The organism is Paraglaciecola sp. G1-13, assembly GCF_055809255.1.
In genome coordinates this window covers 2,868,227-2,891,134 of the sequence record NZ_CM147903.1, presented here as the reverse complement: position 1 = coordinate 2,891,134, position 22,908 = coordinate 2,868,227, and the positions used below count along the sequence as shown (strand labels likewise).

General features: G+C 45.6%; 18 protein-coding genes. 10 read left to right on the top strand and 8 right to left on the bottom strand.

From position 1 onward, the window contains the following. Positions 1-35: 35 nt before the first annotated feature. The 4 genes from AC0L6N_RS12135 (at position 36) to AC0L6N_RS12120 (ending at position 2,649) form a co-directional block, all read left to right on the top strand. Positions 36-1,031 (top strand): lytic murein transglycosylase, encoded by a 996-nt coding sequence (locus AC0L6N_RS12135; RefSeq protein WP_473474847.1) that lies wholly within the window; start codon positions 36-38, stop codon positions 1,029-1,031. Next, a complete protein-coding gene (locus AC0L6N_RS12130; protein ID WP_473474845.1) occupies positions 1,032-1,691 on the top strand; it encodes a fumarylacetoacetate hydrolase family protein in 660 nt (219 codons plus the stop codon). 84 nt (positions 1,692-1,775) lie between these two features. Beyond that, complete coding sequence (locus AC0L6N_RS12125; protein ID WP_473474843.1) at positions 1,776-2,162, top strand: hypothetical protein; 387 nt, start codon at positions 1,776-1,778, stop codon at positions 2,160-2,162. Then, positions 2,155-2,649, top strand: coding sequence for a YcgN family cysteine cluster protein (locus AC0L6N_RS12120; RefSeq protein ID WP_011575567.1), 495 nt, complete (start codon positions 2,155-2,157; stop codon positions 2,647-2,649). Before AC0L6N_RS12125 ends, AC0L6N_RS12120 begins: the two co-directional genes overlap by 8 nt. Positions 2,650-2,819: 170 nt before the next feature. On the opposite strand, the gene AC0L6N_RS12115 is transcribed toward AC0L6N_RS12120, so the two are convergent. The 3 genes from AC0L6N_RS12115 to nhaB form a co-directional block, all read right to left on the bottom strand. Beyond that, positions 2,820-4,331, bottom strand: coding sequence for a cryptochrome/photolyase family protein (locus AC0L6N_RS12115; protein WP_473474841.1), 1,512 nt, complete (start codon positions 4,329-4,331; stop codon positions 2,820-2,822). A gap of 307 nt (positions 4,332-4,638) precedes the next feature. Next, positions 4,639-5,154: a disulfide bond formation protein DsbB gene (dsbB, locus tag AC0L6N_RS12110; protein WP_473474839.1), complete on the bottom strand. Its 516-nt coding sequence runs from the start codon at positions 5,152-5,154 to the stop codon at positions 4,639-4,641. Between the two features lie 82 nt (positions 5,155-5,236). Further along, on the bottom strand, positions 5,237-6,817 hold the full coding sequence (gene nhaB, locus AC0L6N_RS12105) for a sodium/proton antiporter NhaB (protein WP_473474837.1): 1,581 nt from the start codon (positions 6,815-6,817) through the stop codon (positions 5,237-5,239). A gap of 246 nt (positions 6,818-7,063) precedes the next feature. On the opposite strand from nhaB, the gene fadR reads away from it, so the two are divergent. From fadR to AC0L6N_RS12085, 4 genes are all read left to right on the top strand, one after another. Continuing rightward, entirely contained in the window at positions 7,064-7,774 is a 711-nt protein-coding gene (gene fadR, locus AC0L6N_RS12100; protein WP_473474836.1) for a fatty acid metabolism transcriptional regulator FadR, read from the top strand. An 889-nt stretch (positions 7,775-8,663) separates the two neighbouring features. Beyond that, positions 8,664-10,406: an OpgD/OpgG family glucan biosynthesis protein gene (locus tag AC0L6N_RS12095; protein WP_473474835.1), complete on the top strand. Its 1,743-nt coding sequence runs from the start codon at positions 8,664-8,666 to the stop codon at positions 10,404-10,406. Between the two features lie 43 nt (positions 10,407-10,449). Next, positions 10,450-12,375 (top strand): glucans biosynthesis glucosyltransferase MdoH, encoded by a 1,926-nt coding sequence (gene mdoH, locus AC0L6N_RS12090; protein ID WP_473474834.1) that lies wholly within the window; start codon positions 10,450-10,452, stop codon positions 12,373-12,375. 297 nt (positions 12,376-12,672) lie between these two features. Further along, positions 12,673-13,740: a HupE/UreJ family protein gene (locus AC0L6N_RS12085; RefSeq protein ID WP_473481321.1), complete on the top strand. Its 1,068-nt coding sequence runs from the start codon at positions 12,673-12,675 to the stop codon at positions 13,738-13,740. A gap of 79 nt (positions 13,741-13,819) precedes the next feature. On the opposite strand, the gene dgcA is transcribed toward AC0L6N_RS12085, so the two are convergent. The 3 genes from dgcA to AC0L6N_RS12070 all read right to left on the bottom strand — a co-directional run bounded on the left by dgcA (position 13,820) and on the right by AC0L6N_RS12070 (position 17,000). Further along, positions 13,820-14,845, bottom strand: a complete 1,026-nt coding sequence (gene dgcA / locus AC0L6N_RS12080; RefSeq protein WP_473474833.1) for an N-acetyl-D-Glu racemase DgcA — start codon at positions 14,843-14,845, stop codon at positions 13,820-13,822. 87 nt (positions 14,846-14,932) lie between these two features. Then, positions 14,933-15,934 (bottom strand): N-acetyltransferase DgcN, encoded by a 1,002-nt coding sequence (gene dgcN, locus AC0L6N_RS12075; RefSeq protein ID WP_473474832.1) that lies wholly within the window; start codon positions 15,932-15,934, stop codon positions 14,933-14,935. A 187-nt stretch (positions 15,935-16,121) separates the two neighbouring features. Then, complete coding sequence (locus tag AC0L6N_RS12070; protein WP_473474831.1) at positions 16,122-17,000, bottom strand: LysR family transcriptional regulator; 879 nt, start codon at positions 16,998-17,000, stop codon at positions 16,122-16,124. Between the two features lie 261 nt (positions 17,001-17,261). Here AC0L6N_RS12070 and AC0L6N_RS12065 point away from each other — a divergent pair, with 261 nt between their 5' ends. Continuing rightward, positions 17,262-18,596 carry an amidohydrolase gene (locus AC0L6N_RS12065; protein ID WP_473474830.1) on the top strand — a complete coding sequence of 445 codons (1,335 nt, stop codon included), beginning with the start codon at positions 17,262-17,264 and terminating at the stop codon, positions 18,594-18,596. A 183-nt stretch (positions 18,597-18,779) separates the two neighbouring features. Here the strand turns inward: AC0L6N_RS12065 and AC0L6N_RS12060 are convergent, their stop codons facing one another. Beyond that, complete coding sequence (locus AC0L6N_RS12060) at positions 18,780-20,918, bottom strand: M3 family metallopeptidase (RefSeq protein ID WP_473474829.1); 2,139 nt, start codon at positions 20,916-20,918, stop codon at positions 18,780-18,782. 324 nt (positions 20,919-21,242) lie between these two features. On the opposite strand from AC0L6N_RS12060, the gene AC0L6N_RS12055 reads away from it, so the two are divergent. Next, the gene (locus AC0L6N_RS12055; RefSeq protein WP_473474828.1) at positions 21,243-22,181 is read left to right on the top strand and encodes an AEC family transporter; all 939 of its coding nucleotides are present in this window, start codon (positions 21,243-21,245) and stop codon (positions 22,179-22,181) included. A 30-nt stretch (positions 22,182-22,211) separates the two neighbouring features. Here AC0L6N_RS12055 and AC0L6N_RS12050 read toward each other — a convergent pair whose 3' ends face one another. Next, positions 22,212-22,814: a DUF4202 domain-containing protein gene (locus AC0L6N_RS12050; protein WP_473474827.1), complete on the bottom strand. Its 603-nt coding sequence runs from the start codon at positions 22,812-22,814 to the stop codon at positions 22,212-22,214. Between the last annotated feature and the right edge of the window lie 94 nt (positions 22,815-22,908).

The following is a 22,908-nucleotide window of genomic DNA, read 5'->3' as shown; positions in this document are numbered from 1 at the left end:
ACTTTGCCATTTCATTTTTACTAAAAGGAGAGTGCATGTCTCGCTTTGTTTTTTTCGTGATGATGCTTATCTGTGGTTCGCTAATGCCTCTATTCTTGCACGGGGAACCTCAGAAAAGCCAAGCGGGCTTTGAGCTGTATATTAAAAGCTTCAAACAAGAAGCCCTGAGCAAAGGATACGATGAAACGTTTTTAGACTCAGTCTTTACTGGCGTGACGTTTCGACAACGTGTGGTAAAAGCAGATAAAAACCAGCCGGAACGAAAAATCACTCTGGATACTTATTTAGCAACACGTGTACCTGATTGGAAGGTACAGCAAGCGCTCGATTTATCCGCGAAACACCGCGCGGTACTTGAAGATGTTGCGCAAACGTTCGGCGTTCAAGCGCGGTTTATCGTGGCACTTTGGGGCAACGAAAGTAACTTCGGCAAAATTATGGGTAAATACCCAGTGATTTCATCGCTGGCGACTATGGCGTATGAAGGTCGCCGTGAAGAGATGTTTAAGAAACAGCTATACGCCGCAATGGACATCTTACGTCAAGGTCATATTAAGCAGGATGAATTCTTGGGCTCATGGGCAGGCGCAATGGGCCAGAGCCAGTTTATGCCAACGTCGTTTTTACATTATGCCTATGATTTTGATGGTGACGGTAAAAAGGACATTTGGAATAACCCTGCTGATGTATTCGCCTCTATTGCCAACTTTTTAAAGACAGAAGGCTGGAGCGACAAGGGAACATGGGGCCGTCAGGTTAAATTGCATGATGGCTTTGATATTTCATTGGCTGGCTTAGACAAAAGCAAAATGCGCACCCTAGATGATTGGCAAGCGCAAGGCGTGACTAAATACGACGGAAGTGCCTTGCCAAATGTGAATGTGAAGGCCTCGCTGATAATGCCTGATGGTGAGAAAGGCCGCATTTACTTGGTTTATGATAATTTTCACACCCTAATGGGCTGGAATCGTTCTAGTTATTTCGGTGTGGCGGTCGGGTATTTGTCTGATCGAATTAAGAAAGGGCGTTAAATGTATCAACATCAATTTATCGATGGTCGCAAAATCGACTTGCCCCTTGGAAAAGTGGTGTGTGTTGGGCGAAATTACCTCGAACATATTCAAGAGTTAAACAATGAAGTACCTAACGAGCCTTTGTTGTTTATTAAGCCAAATACCGCACTGTGTGATCTAGCCGAGCCGCTTGTTATCCCTAAAGGCTTAGGCAGTTGTCATAACGAGCTTGAAATCGCTATTTTGATTGGGCAACGCCTAAATCATTGTGATGAAAAACAGGCTAAACAAAGCATAATCGGCGTAGGTTTAGGGTTAGATCTGACTCTACGTGATGTACAAGACCGGCTTAAGGCTAAAGGTCAGCCGTGGGAGAGAGCGAAAAGTTTTGATGCGAGCTGCCCGATGTCTTTGTTTGTACCTGCACAGGAGATTGATATTGAACGAAATATCGAGTTTAGTTTGACGGTCAATAATACAGTAAGGCAACTAGGTAATAGCACTCACATGATGCATAGCATCTTGTCTTTGGTGGAAAATATAACAAAAACTTTCACCTTGCTGCCAGGCGATATTGTACTAACAGGCACACCAAAGGGCGTCGGACCATTGAATGCGGGCGACGACATTAGTGTTAATTTATCACAACATTTTTCTGTGCAGACACACGTTGTTTAACGCAAAGTAACCGCCGCATAACGGTCATGCATACATCAGTGAATAAGAGCACTTAATAAAAGCAGTTAATAAGAGTAGTAGATAATGATTTTCACCCAACACCATCGTTTAGACTTAACCAATAAAGTGGTGATTGTAGAGGCGGTGGGTCATGTAGAACATGTTGATAAGATGGAAATTGTCATAAAGAAAGCGATAAATTTGGCTCACGTGCACAATTTAAAAGGGATTTTATTGGATTTGTCTGAGGTACAGCTGTCATACGACAATGTGCGCCTAATGGATATCCTGCTGAGAATGAGAGACGAGGATTGGTTGGGCTTGTTGCGCGTTGCACGCCTTTTGCCTAAAGTCGATCTTAGTCATACCCATGCCTTGATTGCTGATATCAGCAGGAAATTTGGTTTGCCAATTAGAAATTTTGAATCAAAAAGTAAGGCTATAGCCTGGTTGTTATATAATTATGAATGATAAATTTTGGCTTGATACGCCACTTGAAAAAATGAATGAAGCACAATGGGAATCGATCTGTGATGGATGTGCCAAGTGCTGTCTGCACAAGTTTATTGATGACGATGAAGCAGAAACAGCTGCCCCTACGGCGCACATAAACAGTGGTGAGCAGATCCACTACACTAATATCGCATGTGGTTTGCTGAACACTAAAACCTGCAATTGCACCCGCTATGACGAGCGCACCATATTGGTCCCGGATTGTGTCAAGCTGAGCAAAGAAAATATAGACGACATATTTTTCATGCCTACCAGCTGCAGCTATCGCCGGTTGCATGAGGGGCGCGGTTTACCGTCATGGCATCCACTTTTAAATAAAGGCAAAAAAGCCAAAATGCATAAAGTGGGTATGTCGGTACGCGGCAAAACCGTATTTGATCACGATGTCGAACTGGAAGATTTTGAAGACTATATTGCCATATGGCCACTGGAAGATACGGATTAAGTTAGGGTTAACTAACTGATTTTATGCACGTAAGGGAAACGTCGAGAACGTGATTATTACACTGCCTTGCCTTTCCTTTCCCTTCGGTTCGTTGACATTAGATTTTTCCGAGAGCGTGTGCTTAAGTGTAAAAAATTGATCGCTAGCAGTACTAGCCAGTCGTTTTACCACTATAACCCAGACAAATACGTGTTAGCCTCTGTCAGGTAGGCGTTTTTTTTATCCTTCTCCATCTTATCTACTTGGCTGCACATCATAGCCCAGCGATGGTTTTTCTTTAGTTCAGCGTGGTTTTTTATTATCCACCGCCAGTACAGCGCATCCCATATATCCGACCAAGCTCCTTTTTTGTAGTGACTCATTTTAATGATGTAATTAGAGCCACTGAAATAGGGCTTGGTGGTGATTTGTCCGCCATCTGCGTGCTGGCTCATCGCGTACACGTTGGACACCATCACCCAATCGTAGCTGTCAATAAACATGTCCATAAACCAGCCATAGATTTCATCCGGCTCGAATTCGCATAAAAAGAAAAAGCCGCCTAATACCATCAACCGCTCAATGTGATGGCAATAACCCGTTTGTAATATCCGCTTGATGGTATCGTCTAGCGGGATAATGCCTGTGTCCCCGGTGTAGAATGCACTGGGTATTTTGCGCTTATGTTGCCAGTGATTCTGCGTGCGCATTGATACGCCAATGTCACTGTAGGTCGCGCGCATAAACTCTCGCCAGCCTATGATTTGCCGAACGAAGCCTTCGAGGCTCGCAAGGTCCACCTCGTGCTCATCGGCACATTGTATCGCTCGGCTGATGACTTGTTTGGGCGTCAAAAGCCCGATATTCAGCATAGGGGTAAGGACACTGTGATAAAGCCAATTTTGACCTTCTACTATGGCATCCTCAAATCGGCCAAAATATTTAAAACGCTGTTCAAAAAAGGCGGTCAACCACAATTGTGCGCCCTCATGCGTGACCGGATATATGATCGTTTGGCCATTGCCTGGATGATCAGAAAAGTCAGCATTAATGCGCTCGATGGCTTGGGTGTGGTATTGAGTCTTTGCACAAAATTGAATTTCTGGAATGTTTGCTATTTCTTTTTTCGGAATTTTTTTGCGATTTTCTTCATCGAAACTCCATCGACCGGAAACGGGTTTGTCTCCGTCCATCAAGATATTAAGGCGAGTGCGCTGGTGGCGGTAAAAGTCCGCCATAAACCAGCGCTTTTTGCTGTCACGGTAGGCACTATTTTGACGCTGTGTATTGAGAAAACCTGGGTTTTTATGCCACGTGATTTGAATATGACCTTCGTAAGCGTATTGCTCTAAGCGCTTCTTCAGTATGAAGTCCACAGGATCCACCGTGTGGATCTGCTCAATTTTTTGCTCTCCTAGTGCGTTGAACAGCCTCTTCATAGCGGGGTCTTCAGCTTTATATGCGATGTAATGACAATCGTGGCCTAGCGCCGTTAACGTCGAATGATAATAGTCCATAGATGCCATATGCAATTGCAGTTTCTGTTGATGAAAGCGTTGGGGATACTGACTATCACCGAAAAACAAATCGTCCTCGACTAGCCACACTTTATGGCCTTGCCCCTTCAAACAAGGATTGTGTTCAAACAATTGATTTGGAAAAACAACGCAGGCTGAACGCAAAATAAGAACCTCACTAAACATGTCATCATGCGTTTGTTTTACGAGCGTGGAATAAATTAGATCTCTTTAATTAATACCATTTCACGTTAATAAGTGTTCACTTAGCGAAAGCACTGATTAATGGGGATGGCTAGAATGCGTTGTCACGCTATAAGAGTAAAGAAAGTCAATGACTCCGTTTAGCGCTTAATTTTATTGTGAATGCTAAACAAGTTTTACGCGTCTCTAGTGCACACGGGGGCAGGGATGTTTCTAAGGAGCAAAAAAAAGGAGCTGCAGCTCCTTTTTGATGTAAACCTATTGCTAGGCCAGGCAACATTTTAATGTGTTAAATAGCGCGATTACCTATGAGCCGAGACGCAAGCACCACGAACCAAATAGTTGAATAAATCGCAAACACGACCATCATCCACTGGGGCATACTCATATCCATAAATACCCAATCAATATTGCCGCAGTCACCTGTGGCTGCGAACAAGTTAGGTAGCCATTCATGTAGTGGCAACCATGAAGGAAAGTTCGGTACAATTTCACAGGTCGCAAAGAAAGGGTTGGCCGCATTTTGAATATCGTAATGCTCCCAGGCTATCAGTCCTCCCCAAATGGCGGAAATTCCCCACACAGCAAATGCAAATAAACGCGTTAGCATATTGTTGGCGGCGAGTACGGGTACACAGGCAAACATAATTCCAAAGATGGCAGTGCGCTGGTAAATGCACATAATGCACGGCTGCAGCCCCATGGCATGCTGGCTAAATAGGGCATACGCCACTAATACCAATGCCGATAAAAATAACAGACCCCAAGCAAGGCGGGTGTCAGCAAGATTTGAAATAAAGGTCATGACGCTACTCGTAAAATTACTAAAAAATAACTAAAACAAAAAAGCACCGCAATCCAGCGGTGCTTTATTAAACAAAACTAGATTAGTGCGCTGCGGGTTCAGCGCCTAAGGTCGCGCTGTGGTGCTCTATGAGATGCATATCATACAGCCAGTTGGTTAAATCTCCCAAGCCGAAGTATGTTGCAGCTAGGCCAACGATAGTCAGTACAATGGTGTAGGGTAGCGCCATGTACACCATTGTGCCGTATGACAAGCGTAATAGCGGTGCAATTGCAGAGGTCAATAGGAACAAGAAAGCAGCTTGCCCGTTCGGCGTTGCCACACTGGGTAAGTTTGTACCTGTGTTAATTGCAACGGCTAGCATATCGAATTCATCGCGAGTGATGTGACCATGTTCAAGTGCAGCAGCTACCTCAGTAATGTAAACAGAGCCAACGAACACATTGTCACTGACCATGGATAGCGCCCCGTTGGCTAAGTAGAACATCACTAATTGTGAACGGCCTTCGAAGGTCAGCACCCAGTCGATAACAGGCGTGAATAGGCCTTGGTCAATGATGACTGCTACAACCCCAAAGAACACGCATAATAGGGCTGTAAATGGCAGCGCCTCTTCGAATGCTTTACCGATTGAGTGCTCATCGATGATGCCATTCATGGAGGTCGCCAACACGATAATAGATAAGCCAATTAAGCCTACGGCAGCGAAGTGGCCTGCCAATCCAATCACAAGCCATATGCCGATGAAACCTTGGATCCACAATTTAGCACTGTCTTGTTTGGTACGGGTGGCTTCTTGCTGGTGGCTGTGAGCGGTTAAAATATCGCGAACAACTTGAGGTAACTGAGCGCCATAACTGAATATTTTAAACTTCTCTAAGGCGAAAGTGGTGGCAATTCCGGCGAAAAATACAGGAATAGTGACCGGCGACATGCGCACAAAAAATTCACCAAAATTCCAGCTGGCTTTATCTGCAATAATTAAATTTTGTGGCTCACCAACCATGGTCATCACGCCGCCCAATGCAGTACCTACCGCAGCGTGCATCATTAGGTTACGCAAAAACGCCCGAAAATCTTCCAAATCTTGGCGCTTTGGGTGGTCAACGTGATCGTCGCTGGTGTGGTCGTGATCAGAGTGAAACTCCTTACCAGAGGCAACTTTATGATAGATAGAATAAAAGCCCATGCCGACAGCGATAATGACCGCCACAACCGTTAATGCATCTAAAAAGGCCGACAAAAAAGCGGATGCTGCAACAAACGACATCGACAAGGCAATCTTGTTTTTAAGTTTGAGCAGTAATTTAGTGAACATAAACAACAGCATGTCTTTCATGAAATAGATCCCCGCCACCATAAAGACCAGCAGCAAAACCACCTCTATATTGACGACTATTTCATGCTTCATGTGTTCCGGGGAGGTCATCCCGATAAAGAGTGCTTCAATCAACAGAAGGCCACCGGGTTGCAATGGATAGCATTTTAACGCCATCGCAAGAGTAAAAATAAACTCTAATACTAACGCCCAGCCAGCTATGTACGGGTCTGCCATAAATAGGATTGGGTTAAAAATAAGGAAGGCGATAATAGATTTTTTATACCAATCAGGGGCTTGACCCAAGAAATTGCTATAAACTGCGCCGATGGTCGATTGTTGCATAGATTCAAACCTTTAAATTTTTCTAGCTTTTATAACTACTTTTTAAATTCTGTAACGTAAAAATGCAAGGTAAATCGCATGCTTAGCTACATTTAACTTAAAATAAGGTGCTTTAAAGTTTATTCGATGAATGTGACACTCAGTATATAACTTAACATCTTGTTAAAGATTCATTGTTCCCGAGAAATATCATCTGGTACAATCAGTTAATAGCATAATAATATTGATAACCTTGCGAGCAATGAAATGATTTATAAGGCACAGAGTCCAGCCGGATTTGCCGAAGAGTATATAGTTGAATCTATATGGAGCGGTCGCTTCCCTCCCGGTACCATACTTCCTGCAGAGCGTGAACTATCAGAATTAATTGGGGTAACTCGAACAACATTACGTGAAGTACTGCAGCGCTTAGCGCGAGACGGTTGGTTGACTATTCAACATGGTAAGCCGACTAAAGTGAATAACTTCTGGGAAACCTCAGGTCTGAACATATTAGAAACCTTGGCTCGTTTAGACGAAGATGGGATTTCAGAACTGGTGGATCATCTGTTGGCGGCGCGCACTAACTTAAGTGCAGTATTTATTCGTGGGGCGATCCGCAACAACCAAGAAAAAACCATTGAAATTCTGCAGCAATATAAAGAAGTAGAGCAAGACGGAACTGCATTTGCTGTTAAAGATTATCAATTAAATCATGACTTGGCGTTTGCATCTGGAAACCCTGTTTACGTTCTAATGATGAATGGCTTTAAAGGTTTGTATTCACGTATCGGTGGTTACTACTTCTCTAATGAGAAATCTCGGGCGCTAACCCATGATTACTACCAGCAATTGCTCGCGCTTGCTGAAAAAGGTGATTACGAAAGCGTGTTGTTAGTTATTCGCAAGTACGGTATCGCCAGCGGTAAGTTGTGGAACGAGATGCGTGATGAGATGCCCAAGGGCTTAGTTGACTAGCCTCAGTACCGGATGTTGTGTGAATTAAGAGTCATATGATTTTAAATAGCCGCAGTTTTTGCGGCTTTTTTATGTTGCCATACCTTGTTCGTCAATCCTTAACCCACTACTTAGACCCACTACTTAACCCCTCAGCCTATACCGATTCTCCCTAATTGCTTTTTAGATATGTCCCACAAGTAAAATTTACAATGGCGGGTTAAAAATACCACGGTTATCTGGATTTTCTTGTTTTGAGACTTGGCAACGAAGTAGATTAAAGTACCGCGGCTGTTTCTCAATACAGACTAGGTTATTCTCGCCTTTGATTTTGTAAGCCATTAATTTTAATAGGTTATATCCATACCAGTACACCACTGTCCGTAATAAGCAACAAAATTGCTGCTCATTAATGTTGCGCCTAATGCCAACCTTTGAAAGTGAGACTAATTTGCGACGGGCAAAAACTTTTGAGCGCGCGGCGCCAATTTTGCGTGCAAGCCATTATTCCTTTTCACAGTGACATGCTGCCGCTAAAAATTCACATTAATCTCGGGACTTTCTAGTATCAATACTGCCTTAGTCTTTTCTACGCGGTTTAATTTTAAAGGGTTCCAAGTAAGTCGCTGGCACCGCATTGTGCTAACCGTGCAACTACGTTGCCTTATTCATTTAGCTGTTTTTTCGTCTCAGGTTTGCACAGGAGGGAGTCCTTAATAGCTTATCCTTTAGTCTAATGTTCGGCGGGTTTGGCACATATTTAATTTGTGGTTCGAAAGTTGCAATCTGCGGGTGAGACGTAGCGATTTCACGCGTTAAACGTTCAAGTATTGTAAAAACTGCTCATCACTGGGGACGACCAACCCCAGAATTGTAAAACGCCAAAACCAGTAAAGGGACCAGAAATAAAATGACAACCCAGAATTCCGTCAATCGTCAACGCCTCAAGGCGGTATCTCGTCAAAGGAGTACTCTGTCACGTCTTGTGGGTTTAGTGTGTTTAATTGTCAGTGTGGGGGCTTCTACCCAAGTTCAGACACCAGAACAAGCACCTGTTGATAGCAAAAAAACGCAATCGATAAAGCAAACTCAGACCAAGGCGAAAGATAAACAAGACAAGGAAGCAAAGCCTTCAGACGCGGCCGCTGATCCTGTTGAGTCACCTGCAGAGAAAACCACCGAAGAACGCGTGTTCTCACTAGTTACAGAGCAAGCGAAATCCCTTGCTACTCAGTCATATGCGCCACCTAAACAAGATCTTCCAGCTGAATTAGCTGAGATGAATTATCAGCAGTACCGCGCGATTCGCTTCAATCCAGAAAAAGCCCAGTGGAAAAACAAAGCCAAATTTGAAATGCAATTGTTCCACCCAGGATTTTTATACCGCTCACCGGTGGGCATCAAAATAGTCGATGACAACAGTGGTACTAAAAACATGTTGTTTGAAACAGACCGCTTTATTTATGAAAAGGATGCTGCAGCCCTGAAAGGGTTGGTGCCTAAAGATGCAGGTTTTGCTGGTTTTAGAGTGCATTACCCATTAAAAACTAATCACTACAAAGATGAAGTAGCCGTGTTCTTAGGTGCGTCTTATTTTCGCTTGATAGGCCCTGGGCAAGTTTTCGGTATTTCAGCCCGAGGGCTCGCTATCGACACCGCGGAAGCAAGCGGTGAAGAATTTCCAGCATTTACCAAATTCTGGATGCTAGAGCCTAAAGAGCATGACACTAAACTTGTGTTCTTTGCCTTGCTTGATAGTAAATCAGTGACTGGGGCGTATCGTTTTGAACTTGTTCCCGGGTTAGATTCTGTCATGCACGTACAAAGCGTTATATTCGCTCGTGAAGACGTCAAGAAATTAGGTGTTGCCCCACTTACCAGCATGTACCTCAGTGGCGAAAATGACACGCGTAAGTTTGATGATTTCAGGCCTGAGGTGCACGACTCTGATGGTTTATCTATGCATACATCAAGCGGCGAGTGGATATGGCGCTCATTGAATAACCCTAAAGATCTGCGGGTTACCTCTTTGCAAGACGACCAACCTAAGGGCTTCGGGCTGCTGCAACGAGACCAAGACTTTAAGAGCTACCAAGATGCTGAAGCTCACTATCACCAACGCCCTGGTATGTGGATAACCCCCAACAACCATTGGGGTAAAGGAAGAGTAGAGCTGGTTGAAATACCCACTAACTCAGAAACGAATGACAACATTGTTAGTTACTGGGTACCGGCCAAACCCTTCAAAAAAGGGGAAATGCGTCAGTTCGATTACACCTTAAAGACAGTAAACGGAGCACTTCACCACGAAGAAGTCGCTAGGGTGACGCAAGTATTTAACAGTTGGGCAGCCTTACCGGGTCAAGATAACGCGCCAGAGCGAAGCGAGCGTCAGATGATGATTGATTTTAGTACTGATGCGTTTGCGCATTTGACCGATTCAATTCGTTTAACGCCGCGATTATCTCTGTCGTCAGGCTCATTTAAAGATTTAGAAGTGATTCAACTGCCTGACAAGAAGACGTGGCGCGCTCAATTTAAGTTAATGCCTGAGAGCGACAATGCGATAGATATGCGCCTGTTTCTTACCCTTGGTGATACTCAGGTGAGTGAAGTGTGGAATTACGTATGGAGCGCCAACGAGGTTGAGTAATTTTAGCCTTTTTAGCAATCGAGATAACAGCGAGGGCACGACCATGTTAATAAATATCAAGGGTAAGGCCGTCCGTAAGTGGATATATGCATTAATGGTGTTTGTCACCTCTATTGCGGGCAGCTGGATGATGTACGAAATCTTTTCAGAAAGCGGTATCACCGTGCTTGAAGTGATTTTGTTAGTGCTGTTTAGTATTACTTTTTTGTGGATCTCTGCCGCGTTTTGGAGCGCCTTTATCGGTTTCATCCTGCAGATATTCGATATTGACCCGCTGAAGCTTAAGCGCAATAAACATTTTGCTGGCCAATTGGACAACGTCACTGTGAAAGACAGGCATGCTGTCGTCATGCCCGTATATAACGAAGACACAGATCGCATCATGGCGGGCTTCGAGGCGTGCTTGGTTGATTTACAGCGCACAGGTCAGCTGGAGCACTTTGACTTTTATATGTTAAGTGACACCCAGAATCCCGATATGGCGCAAGCTGAACTTACCGCGTGGAATGAGCTTTGTCAGCGCGTGGGGGCATTGTCTGAAAATATCTATTACCGACGCCGAGAAAAAAATACCCATCGTAAAGTGGGTAACTTGGCCGATTTTTGTCAGCGCTGGGGTTACCAGTACGAGTCAATGATCGTACTCGATGCTGATAGCGTGATGACAGGTGAGTGCATGTTGACGCTAGTGAAAGCAATGCAACAAAACCCGATGTCAGGTTTAATTCAAACTGTGCCTATCCCAGTGCGTTCACAAACCTTATTTGGGCGGTTTTTGCAGTTCGCATCGTGCTTATATTGCCCCATGCTGGCAACCGGTCAGGCATTCTGGCAAACCGACAGCGCAAATTACTGGGGACATAATGCCATTATACGTGTGGACGCATTTATTCAACATTGTGGTTTACCTACATTAGCGGGTAAAGCGCCTTTTGGTGGCGACATACTCAGCCATGATTTTGTTGAAGCTGCGCTGTTAAGACGTGCAGGATGGGACGTACTATTACTAGCCGATTTAGAGGGCAGTTACGAAGAAATCCCCAGTAATATTATCGATTACGCCACACGAGACAGACGTTGGGTGCAAGGCAATATTCAGCACCTTGGCATTATCAATGGTAAGGGGTTGCACACGGTAAATCGCCTGCATTTTCTCTTTGGTGCGTTAGCTTATATGTCGTCATTAGTGTGGTTGGTGATGTTAGTGCTAAGCACAATAGACGCCGTCGTACGCGCAACCACAGAAACGGTGTTTTTTGCTTCCAATTATTCTTTGTTTCCCTCGTGGCCTGTGGTCAAAACTGAATACATTATTACGCTGCTAAGTGCCACTGCGGTCATGCTATTAGGGCCAAAGTTACTGGGCGCTATTGTGGCCTTGGTTAGGCGCAGAGAGCAATTTGGCGGCGGATTAGCATTAATGTCCGGGGCGCTAATTGAAGCGACTATCGCCATTATTATTGCCCCATTAATGATGTTTTATCACGCCTATTTTGTACTTAATGTTCTCGTTGGAAAGAATGTCAGCTGGGATGCACAAGGCAGAGAAGGTCGCATGGTGCCGTGGAAGGAAGCCTTTAAGCGTACTTGGGTGGCCAGTGCAATTGCCATCGCGTGGGGCGGGATTACGTTATCTCTAACGCCTATTTTATTTTGGTGGTTGGCCCCTGTGCTACTCGGTTTGTTACTTGCTGCCCCAATTATTCGATTTTCCAGCAGTTTGTATCTTGGCAAATTGAGCCGCAGTTTGGGTATGTTTGTCAGCCCGAGCGAGGTCGAGGAAATCCCGGCGCTGCGTACACTTAGGATCCGCCTAGCCAACATGCAGCATCAAGACGAAATATTGTTATCTAGCCCGCCTATGCCGCCGGAACAGTGGCAAGAGATGCCAGAGCAAAGTTTTGAGTTCTTGTCATCAAGTGTAGAAATGCCGATACAGCGACTGGCGAGTGATAACAAACAACAGTAACTCGATTGTGGCTGGTGGCTCGATTATGGCGTATTGCGCTAAGCTAGTTTATTAGCCACGTATGGCTTTAGCGGCTGAGCCGCAAATATGTACCCCATTTAACGCTGCACCCTTTGCCGACCTTATGGTCGGCTTTTTTTTGTGTAAATGTTTGTATAGATTCATCCCTAAGCGTCACATCGGATATTTAAAGTGAAAAAAAACATATATAATTTATGGGGTTAGAGGTCATTTAGGTTAGTAGAAGTGAACAAGTATTATCGTTATGTCATCAAGCTCCTTTTTTTAGTCAGCGTGATGAGCGGCACCGTGAGTTATGCGCACCAAAACAGTACTGGCTACATCATTGCCAACGTAGATCAAACAGGTCGTATTCAAGGTGAATGGCAACTGGGCTTGACGGATTTAGAATTGGTTTTAGGACTAGATGCGGACCAAAACGGTCAATTGACATGGGGAGAGGTCATTGAGCGTCGCGCCGATATCGCCACTTATTTAGCCGACCATTTATGGCTTAAACGGGGTGGGCTGGCCTGCACCACTCAATTTGCAGGTATAGAGCGCTTAGAAGATCACGCCGACTCCGTGTTTGCGGTAACTGACTTTACTGCTCAGTGTCCGCTAGCAGGTATATTCACCATAGATTACAGTGCGATATTCGTTAAAGACGACAGTCACGAAGTCGTCGTTAATATCAGTGATGATGCCAATACACAGAGCTTTGTGCTGAATAATGCTCAACGCCAAATTGACATAGATCTAACGGATGGCAGTCGCTGGGTCACATTCAAAGAGTTTGTTTATCAGGGCATCATCCATATCTGGATTGGTACCGATCATATCCTGTTTTTATTGGCGCTGCTTTTGCCTTGTGTTTTGCTGCGTCAAGAAGGGCAATGGCAACGAAATCCACAGTTAAAGAACGTACTGAGCACCACAGTGTGGATCATCAGTGCGTTTACGTTAGCGCATTCAATCACCCTGACTGCCACAGCATTAGGCTGGATAATACCGAGCAGTCGCTGGGTGGAATTTGGCATTGCGATTTCGGTGTTATTTGCAGCCTTGAATAATGTGAAGCCCATAATCTTACGTTTGGGGTGGCTCACTTTTGCTTTCGGTTTGCTACACGGAATGGGATTTGCGGGCGTTTTGGGGGAGCTCGGTTTGCCGGGGGATCAGAAGTTACTCTCTATCTTAGCGTTTAATTTAGGGGTAGAAATCGGTCAGCTGGCGATAGTGTTAGTTGCTTTACCGCTACTGATTTTACTTGCAAAAGCGGCGCTGTACCGTCGCTGGGTTATGCCTGGTGCTTCCATTGGTATTGCATTAGTGGCGCTAAACTGGGCGATAGAGCGCTTTTGATGACACGAGTGATATAAACCTCATACGTTATGAAAAAGCCGGAACCGATTAACGGGGCCGGCTTTTTAGTGAAACCACTCTATCCTTCTAAAATCACTTGGCTTTGTGGGGAACCCCATAACGCGGGGTTTAAAGGTTGCATCACGCCGTCTTTAATCGCAAAGCCATTTTCTCTGTCGGTTTTAATTAACAGTGGGCCGTCTAAATCCACGTACTTAGCCCAGTCACTTAACAAAGAAATCGGCGCCATGGCTAGAGAGCTACCCACCATGCACCCGATCATTATTTCAAAGCCCATTGCTTGGGCTTCTTGGGCGAGAGCATAGGCCTCCGTTAAGCCACCTGTTTTATCCAACTTAATATTGACTGCATCATAGCGGCCTTTTAGGTAAGCCAATTCTTCACGGGTATGGCAACTTTCATCGGCACACAGTGGCACGGGGCAGCTGTAATCTATTAAATCTGCGTCGTCGCCTACTGGCAACGGTTGTTCAATTAAGATTACATTCAGTGCTTTTAAGTTATCACCGCAGGCTTTTAAATCGTCTATAGACCAACCTTCGTTGGCATCCACGATAAACTGGCTGTCAGGAGAAGCTAAATGTATGGCTTGCATCTTCTCGACGATGTCTTGGTTATCCAGTTTCACTTTAATCAGTGGAGGATGGCCCAGAGCTTTCGCCGCTGCGGCCATGGCTTCGGGCGTGTCTATGCTTAGCGTTTGCGCCGTCACGCAGGGCGCTGGGGTTGATAAAGACAATAGTTGTGCCACAGATTTTTGTTGTGACTTCGCCACTAAATCCCACAGGGCGCAGTCCATAACATTGCGCGCAGCACCTGAGGGCATTGCATTAATGCGCGCGCGAACTCCGCTTATATCGCCCTCGAATGTAGCCAAGCTCTTAGCCGTTTGGTCAATTTGCTCCAGTACACTTTGTACTGACTCTTGGTAGCGGGCATAAGGGACTGATTCAGCCCAGCCTGTGTGTACGCCATCGGTTAAGGTGACCACTACTACATCGGCTTGTGTTTTAGCACCTCGTGCAATACGAAATACACTTTTAAGAGGCAGCGCTTGTTGGTAAGCCTCAACTTGAAAACCCATGCTGTTTTCTCCTGTATTTTTGCGTTTAACCAAAGGCGATACCCTTAGCTTACGGATTATGTCTTGAGTTTATGTGAAGCCTTTAGCTTAGATTGGCAATGCGGCGACGATGGCATCGGTCCCATCGCGAAGCGGGTCAACACAGGGCAGCGAAAACTGCTCGCTTAGCTGCTGACAAATAGCACGGCCTTCTTCCACGCTAACAGCAGACGTATTCACACTAATACCAGCTACAACTGCATCAGGGTTGGTTAAACGGGCTGCTTGTAAGTTAAGGGCAATGGTGGCCTCAATACTTGGGAAGGCGGTATTAGGTAAGCCGCGCATATGCGTGCGATTAAGCGCGTGGCAAATAACCAATGCATCAGGCTGTGAGCCATGCAATAAGCCTAAACTCACGCCTGCAAAAGCAGGGTGTGACAATGAGCCTTGTCCTTCAATCACATCCCAGTGGTCGTCACTGGCGTCGGGGGACAATGACTCAGCCGCACCCGAAATAAAATCAGCCACCACACAATCAATTGCCACACCCGCACCTGCCACTAAAATACCGCACTGGCCAGTGGCGCGAAAATCAACCGCTATGTTTTGTTTAACCATGGCGTGTTCAAGGCTCAACGAGGTATACATTTTACCTACCGAACAATCTGTGCCGACGGTCAATAAGCGCTTGCCGGCCCGTTTGCGGCCTGTGCCTGTACTAAAAGCCGTGGTGGGATGGCGAATATCAAGCAATTCAACATTATACTGCTGCGCGCAGTGAACTAGCTCAGGGTAGCTGGTCAGTTTTTGATGTAGTCCACTAACGATATGCATGCCTTTTTTAATGGCTAATTCAATTAACGGTAACCATTTTTTATCTAAAATACCGCCACTGTTTGCAAAGCCAAGCACCAAGCTTTTAGCGCCGTTTTTGGCGGCTTCTTCAATGCTTAGTTTGTTTAATCCAGTGCTTACGGTGCAGCCTTCGACACTGAATTCACCGACGCATAAGTCAGGGCGCCAGTGAGCGACACTTTGGGCCATTTTGATCGACAGAGCATCGGTAGCATCGCCGATAAACAACAAATAGGGGGCTTGAATCACCATGAATATATCCTTTAGAAGTGCCAATTTACTGATTGATAAGTGCATCCTAACGTGGTGTTCGGGAAAATAAAGTGACTAGGTATAGCAGGGGTATAACTTCAGGTTATGGCTTGGGTTGTAGCTTAAGACATGGCTTAGGCTATCGCTTAAGGTTGGCCCCGGATCTGCACAACCTTCTGCTGCGCTTTTAGGTTATTTCTGCTTGTAAATACGGCAGAAATCCCTGGACTACTTTAGACAGTGGCCTGTTTTGTAAATGCAGGGCATTAATAGAAAAGCTAAGGGGCGGGGTGAACGATGCCATGGCGATGTTATCATTTAAATTTCCTAGCGCCGTATGTTTGTCTACTACGCATACCCCTAAGCCCTGTGCCACTAATCTTGCTGCAATAAAATAGGTTTGTACCTGTATAGGACTATGAGGCTGCATGTTTTCGCTTTGCAAACGACTGTAGAGCATATCCCCCAATGGGCCTGAATCACTAATACCAATAAAGCTAACATTTGCCAAGGCTTCGATGCTAAGCAGCGAAGGTGCATCAGGGAATAACGCTTTAGGGTAAACAACTACCAACTCAGACTGCCCACATTCAATGCTATCTACGCCTAATTTAGGGCTCGGATGAAACAAAACGGCCACATCAGATTTATGCTCAATAAGGCTTTGTAAGACCGCGTCGTTGTGTACGGTATTAATACTGAAGCTCACATTTGGGTGCTGCTGATGATAGCGAGCGATGGCTCTTGGCAATACGTCAAACCCTAACGCCGGGGTAATACCAATATTAATGTTGCCCGAGTGAGCATGTTTTATGTTGTGCGCAGTGTTATCGATAGTACGCATTTGCTGATGTATTTTGTCCACTTCATGAAACAACATATTTGCTTCAGGGGTTGGGATCAAGCGGCCTTTGTTACGGGTAAATAACGCAAATCCTAACTGCTGCTCTGCATGAAGCAGCACTTTGCTCACGGCAGGTTGCGATACGTGCAAAATTTTAGCCGCGTTGGTAATTGAGCCGGTGGTATAAATAGCATGAAATATTTCTATATGACGTAAACGCAAGTATAAGATCTCGTGAAAAGAGTAACGACGGTAATGTTGGCTATCCTAAACAATCGTGGCGGCTAGATCTCGCTTTTATAACAAATTGCTAAGGATATTTCTGGTGGACGAGCTAATGTGCAGTTTTTGCTTGGTCATCGATTGTCCTATGACTGGTTCAGTGAGGCGGATTCATGCTAACGTGTTAAACATCATGATTATTTTTATATCATTACTCGATTTTAGCTAAGGCTAAACACCACCACATTCAAGGGAATTACCATGAAATTACGCCGCCTTAATCTAGCCATTGCAGCTATTCCATTTTGTTTCAGCCTGAGTTTAAGCCAAAGTGCCCATGCTGATAACGTGAGTGATAAAGTCAGTAGTGATATGCCTAAACTCATGGCGTTGTACAAAGACCTGCATGCGCATCCTGAATTAAGTGGCTTTGAGGTGAACACCGCAGCAAAATTGGCCAAACGCGCCAAAGCTTTAGGCTTTGACGTCACCGAAAAGGTAGGGGGGACTGGCGTGGTCGCGGTACTGAAAAATGGCCCTGGGCCTGTGGTGATGATCCGCGCTGATATGGATGGTCTGCCGGTGGTAGAGCAAACAGGATTGCCCTTTGCCTCAAAGGTGCGTGCTACCACAGAAGATGGCATCGAATCTGGCGTTATGCACGCCTGCGGACATGATACCCACATGACCAGTTGGGTCGGCACGGCGCAAGCGCTGACATCGATGAAAGATGAATGGTCTGGTACGTTAGTGATGATTTTGCAACCGGCAGAAGAGCGCGGGAAGGGGGCACGTGACATGCTGGCCGATGGGCTATACGAGCGATTCCCGAAACCCGATTATGCACTCGCATTTCATGATGCTGCGGGTTTACCCGCTGGCACCATAGGTTACACCCCAGAATTTGCCTTGGCCAACGTTGACAGTGTCGATGTGATTGTCAAAGGGGCGGGTGGTCACGGCGCTTATCCCCATACCACCAAAGACCCTATTGTGTTGGCCAGTCGTATTGTGAGTTCCTTGCAAACGCTGGTGAGTCGAGAGCTCGACCCACAAGACTCAGCCGTGGTCACAGTTGGTAGCTTTCATGCTGGTGCTAAGCACAACATAATATCTGACAAGGCGACTTTGTTGCTAACGGTACGCAGTTACTCTGATGAAACCCGTCAGGCTTTACTGGATGGCATCGCGCGTATCGCTAAGGGCGAAGCCATTGCTGCGGGAATGCCTGAAGCACTAATGCCAGAGGTGAATATTAAAGACGAATACACGCCAGCAACTTACAACACGCCTGAGTTTACCCACGAAATGGCTAACGTATTTACTCAACGTTTCGGCGAAAAGCGCGTTGTTCAAACTCCAGCGGTCATGGGCGGTGAAGACTTTAGTCGCTTTTATCGTGCCGATAAGAACATTCAAAGCCTTATTTTCTGGGTGGGAGGGGTAGAGCAAGGTGACTGGGACAAAGCCAAAGAAAATGGCACATCTTTGCCATCATTACACAGCCCATACTGGGCGCCAGAGGCGGATGCGGTAATAACCACCGCCACGGAAGCGCTGACAGCCGCTGCATTAAATATCATGCACAAGAGCTAACTAATCCCCAGCAAATCAGGTGTAGGGTGGGGCGCGTAAACAGGCATCGCACTTCAGAACTGCAATAAAAAGCCCCGTGATTGATGCTTCATCACGGGGCTTTTATTTTTTGCATTGTTCGCCTTTCTGTTATGTCACGTCAGCGTGACACACAATGCTAGCGTGTAGGTTCAAGCAGCAAGACTACTCGTCTAAGCCGCGACGTTTTAACAACGCATCTGTGCTGGGTTTACTGCCGCGAAAATCGAGATAGTCTTGCATCAAATCTTGGCTGTTACCCATCGATAGCACGCGGCTACGGAATTTATCGCCGTTATCACGGTTTAAACCGCCATGCTCTGCCATATAGGCAAAGGCATCAGCTGCGAATACTTCAGTCCATAAATAAGCGTAATATCCCGCAGAATAACCACCGGCGAAAGCATGGCTAAAATAGGCAGATTTATAGCGCGGTGGCACTGGCGCATAATCGATGCCGTGTTTAGCCAACGCTTTTTGTTCAAAATCAGCTACGTCTGTGATTTTGGTACCGGCCGGAATTGAATGCCATTCCATATCTAGCAAAGCGGATGCTAAATACTCAGTGGTATCAAACCCTTGGTTAAAGTGATGAGCTGAAAGTAGCTTGTCCAATAAGTCTTTTGGGATCGCTTCGCCCGTTTGATAATGCTTCGCATAATGAGCAATCACCTCTGGGTCGATGTCCCAATCTTCATTGAATTGAGACGGGAATTCCACAAAGTCACGTGCTGTTGAGGTGCCCGCTAAGCTTGGGTATTTCACCTGGGAAAATAGCCCGTGAGCAGCATGGCCAAACTCGTGAAACAAGGTGGTCACTTCATCGAAGGTTAATAGTGTCGGCTGACCCGCTGCGGGTTTAGGGATGTTAAGTACATTGTAAACGACCGGCTTTTGGCCGAGTAGGTCGCTTTGGGTAACAAATTCGTCCATCCATGCGCCGCCGCCTTTGCCTTCACGGGCATAAGGGTCAAAGTAGAACAGGCCAATGCTACTACCGTCTTCGTTATACACTTCAAAGGCTTGTACATCATCTTGGTATACTGGTAAATCCTTACGGGCTTTAAAGGTGATGCCATAAAGTTTTTGCATCGCAAAGAAAAGGCCATCATGCAGTACGCGCTCAAGTTCGAAATAAGGCTTAATTGCGCTTTCATCAAGATCGTATTTCGCTTTACGCACTTTCTCGCTATAAAACGCCCAATCCCATGGCTGTACAGCAAAGTCTTTGCCATCAGCTTCGATCTGTTGTTGCACAGCTTGCGCTTCAATTTGCGCTTTGGCGACGGCCTTAGGAGCCAAATCGTCGAGTATTTCGTAAACCGCCGCCGGGGTTTTGGCCATTTGGTCTGCGGTCACATATGCCGCCCAGGTGGGGTAACCTAGTAGCTGTGCTTTTTGTGCCCGAAGCTCGGCTAGTTTGATAAGCACTGGGCCATTGCTGGCCATGGCGCGATGAGCAGACGCTTGCCAAATCTTTTTACGCAGATCGCGGTTCGCTAAACTGCCAAGAATAGGTTGGCGCGTCGTGTTCACAAGCGTTATTAAGTAACCTTCTTTGCCCGCTTCTTTAGCCGCACTAGCAAGGGTCGCTATTTCAGCGTCCGATAAACCACTCAGTTCGCTTTTATCGGTAACAAGAATGGTGTCCTGCTTGAACGATTTGAGTAAATTTTGCGAAAACTCTGTGGCCAAACTTGAAAGTTGACCATTGATCTCGCGCACGGTTGCTTTGTCGGCGTCGCTGAGTTTTGCCCCTGCGCGCACAAATTTCTGGTAGTAGTGCTCAACTAAGCGCTGATCGATGGCATTCAGTGAGGCTTTGTCAGCATAAATGCTTTGAATACGAGCAAATAGTTTCGCATCAAGGTAAATGTTGTCATCGTGCGCGGTGAGCTTAGGGCCCATCTGTGCTTCGATGCGCTGATAATCATCGTTGGAGATCACGCTTGATAGGTTGTAAAAGACTTTACTGACGCGGGTTAGTAGGGCACCTGATTTTTCCATGGCCACAATAGTATTATCAAATGTGGGCGAGGCTGGATTATCAGTAATACCAGCGATTTCGATATTATGCTGCTCTATGCCGGCTTTAAAAGCAGGCTCATAATCTGCCATGGTGAGCTTATCGAATTGGGGGGCTTGATATGTCAGCGGGCTTTTTCTAAACAATACATTGTTGCTGGATGCAGCCATGGCTTTAGCTTGCTCTTTATTGGTTTGTTGATGATTAACCACGTTGGTTGAACATGCACCGAGTACTAGGGTGGCACCTACAGCGGCGGCGATAAATGAGATACGCATTGAAACTCCATAATATTAAAAATATGCCAAGCCTAAAATGGGCAAAAAACTGAAAATAGAAATTAAAAAAACAGGCATATATGACTCTGTCACTTTATCAAGCACAGCCCAGTGTTAACAATCCTTTCAAGCCCAGTAATGCTGAGCTTTATCGCAAATGCACTCACTAAATTGCGACCAATTGTAACAAGTGTGACTGATGTCACATTTGGACCCTAATTTACTGTTTTAGATGGTTTATTGTCAGCTCGCTAAATTGCCTTTAAGCTTGTCGGCAATAACTTACCTGATTTCCTATCCGCTGCCCAAGGGACGCTACCTTACATGCCAATCCAATCACTACTGTTTGCCGTTGAAGTGACCTTGCCCATCAGTCTGCTAATTGTACTGGGGATCATATTTAAGCGTATTCGCTGGATAAACGAAGAATTTGCCATAATTGGCTCGCGGTTGGTATTTAACGTGACTTTGCCGTGTTTGCTATTCGTTAATATTGCTAAAACCGACTTAAGCGTCACTACACCCACTTACTTACTGGTGTTTGCCACCATTGCCACCACAATCACGTTTTTGCTTTTCAATTTATTCGCATTGAAGATAGAGCGCCAAGATGCACGTGGCGCGTTTGCTCAAGGAGCGTGCAGGGGCAATATGGCGATTATCGGTTTGGCGTTATCCGTTAGCGCATTTGGCGAGACCGCACAGGCGTTAGCATCTATGTATCTAGCGGCTATTGTCATCCTGTATAACGTGTATTCCATCTTAACTCTTTATTACCATCAAGCAGCGACAGCTTCGTTGAAATTGGTCACCTTGAGTGTGATTAAAAACCCGTTGGCGATTGCTATTGCGTTAGCCATATTGGTCGCACTTGTACCTATTCCTTTACCTGATCTTCTGTATGAGTCTGGCAGCTATCTGGCGCAAATGACATTACCGTTAGCATTGTTATGCGTAGGAGCATCTATTCGTTTACAAGAATTTAAAGCGTCTAAGTTATTGTATATCGCCATTGCCAGCAAGATTGTGTTTATCCCGCTGGTCACTACTGTCATTGGTTATTATTGCGGGCTTAAAAATGAAGCGTTAGGGGTGTTATATATCATGATGGCCACACCCACCGCAGCGGCGGCTTATCCTATGGTACGTGCGATTGGTGGAGACCATCATCTTACTGCAGCGATTATCGCCGGCAGTACCTTGTTCTCGATGTTTACCACCACCCTTGGGTTGTTTTTATTGCACCTGCTGAGCTGGGTTTAAGCAGGTGTGGGAGTGTCTGTTATCACGTTATTAAGCTTGCACCGCTTTTAAAATGATCGGCGTCAAAGATTCTGGTAAAGCCACTTTACCTGCCAACACAAACGCGTGTGCATCATCTGACATCTTCATCCACGTCTTGCGGATGATATCTATCCACTTCTGCTCTGTGTAATCAGGGTGCTTGGCGGCAAACGCCAACATATAGTGCTCAATGAAGACCAGACCCACCACGTCTTCTAGTAGTTGTGTATCTGGGTTTGATTTTATACCCACTTTGGCGACCGCTTTTTTTGCTCTTGCCACGTCCGTTTCATTAAAACCCGCTTGCTGCATTACCTCAGCGACTTTATCTGCGTGAAAGGTGTATAAGTCGCTACGCCATTGATGATAACCCTGACGATCCATAGGGTAAGCACTGCGCGGAGACTGCCAACGCTGTATGTGTTGCCCGCGAATGGCCAATTTAACCACGTGATCCGCATCGCTTCGATAGCGCTCTAACATGTTTGACATGCGTAAACTATACAGCAGCTCTTTTGGCCACTCTTTGCCTTCGGCTTGCTCTATATTAGGATCTTCACTGTTGGCGCTATCGATTAGATTGACGGCTTGTTCGTAAGCGGCTTGAGTCATGTAGGGCTCCATGGATGGATGATAATGAGTATGAACGGACAATTTTCGCTATTTTAGCCTAAAGCGTGTTGTTAATTATATGCTTATGCTGCAG

Excerpts from the sequence above, each read along its gene's own strand:
- AC0L6N_RS12135 (WP_473474847.1), top strand. The coding sequence starts at position 36 with ATGTCTCGCTTTGTTTTTTTCGTGATGATGCTTATCTGTGGTTCGCTA.
- AC0L6N_RS12130 (WP_473474845.1), top strand. The coding sequence starts at position 1,032 with ATGTATCAACATCAATTTATCGATGGTCGCAAAATCGACTTGCCCCTT.
- AC0L6N_RS12125 (WP_473474843.1), top strand. The coding sequence starts at position 1,776 with ATGATTTTCACCCAACACCATCGTTTAGACTTAACCAATAAAGTGGTG.
- AC0L6N_RS12120 (WP_011575567.1), top strand. The coding sequence starts at position 2,155 with ATGAATGATAAATTTTGGCTTGATACGCCACTTGAAAAAATGAATGAA.
- AC0L6N_RS12115 (WP_473474841.1), bottom strand. The coding sequence starts at position 4,331 with ATGTTTAGTGAGGTTCTTATTTTGCGTTCAGCCTGCGTTGTTTTTCCA.
- dsbB (WP_473474839.1), bottom strand. The coding sequence starts at position 5,154 with ATGACCTTTATTTCAAATCTTGCTGACACCCGCCTTGCTTGGGGTCTG.
- nhaB (WP_473474837.1), bottom strand. The coding sequence starts at position 6,817 with ATGCAACAATCGACCATCGGCGCAGTTTATAGCAATTTCTTGGGTCAA.
- fadR (WP_473474836.1), top strand. The coding sequence starts at position 7,064 with ATGATTTATAAGGCACAGAGTCCAGCCGGATTTGCCGAAGAGTATATA.
- AC0L6N_RS12095 (WP_473474835.1), top strand. The coding sequence starts at position 8,664 with ATGACAACCCAGAATTCCGTCAATCGTCAACGCCTCAAGGCGGTATCT.
- mdoH (WP_473474834.1), top strand. The coding sequence starts at position 10,450 with ATGTTAATAAATATCAAGGGTAAGGCCGTCCGTAAGTGGATATATGCA.
- AC0L6N_RS12085 (WP_473481321.1), top strand. The coding sequence starts at position 12,673 with ATGAGCGGCACCGTGAGTTATGCGCACCAAAACAGTACTGGCTACATC.
- dgcA (WP_473474833.1), bottom strand. The coding sequence starts at position 14,845 with ATGGGTTTTCAAGTTGAGGCTTACCAACAAGCGCTGCCTCTTAAAAGT.
- dgcN (WP_473474832.1), bottom strand. The coding sequence starts at position 15,934 with ATGGTGATTCAAGCCCCCTATTTGTTGTTTATCGGCGATGCTACCGAT.
- AC0L6N_RS12065 (WP_473474830.1), top strand. The coding sequence starts at position 17,262 with ATGAAATTACGCCGCCTTAATCTAGCCATTGCAGCTATTCCATTTTGT.
- AC0L6N_RS12060 (WP_473474829.1), bottom strand. The coding sequence starts at position 20,918 with ATGCGTATCTCATTTATCGCCGCCGCTGTAGGTGCCACCCTAGTACTC.
- AC0L6N_RS12055 (WP_473474828.1), top strand. The coding sequence starts at position 21,243 with ATGCCAATCCAATCACTACTGTTTGCCGTTGAAGTGACCTTGCCCATC.
- AC0L6N_RS12050 (WP_473474827.1), bottom strand. The coding sequence starts at position 22,814 with ATGACTCAAGCCGCTTACGAACAAGCCGTCAATCTAATCGATAGCGCC.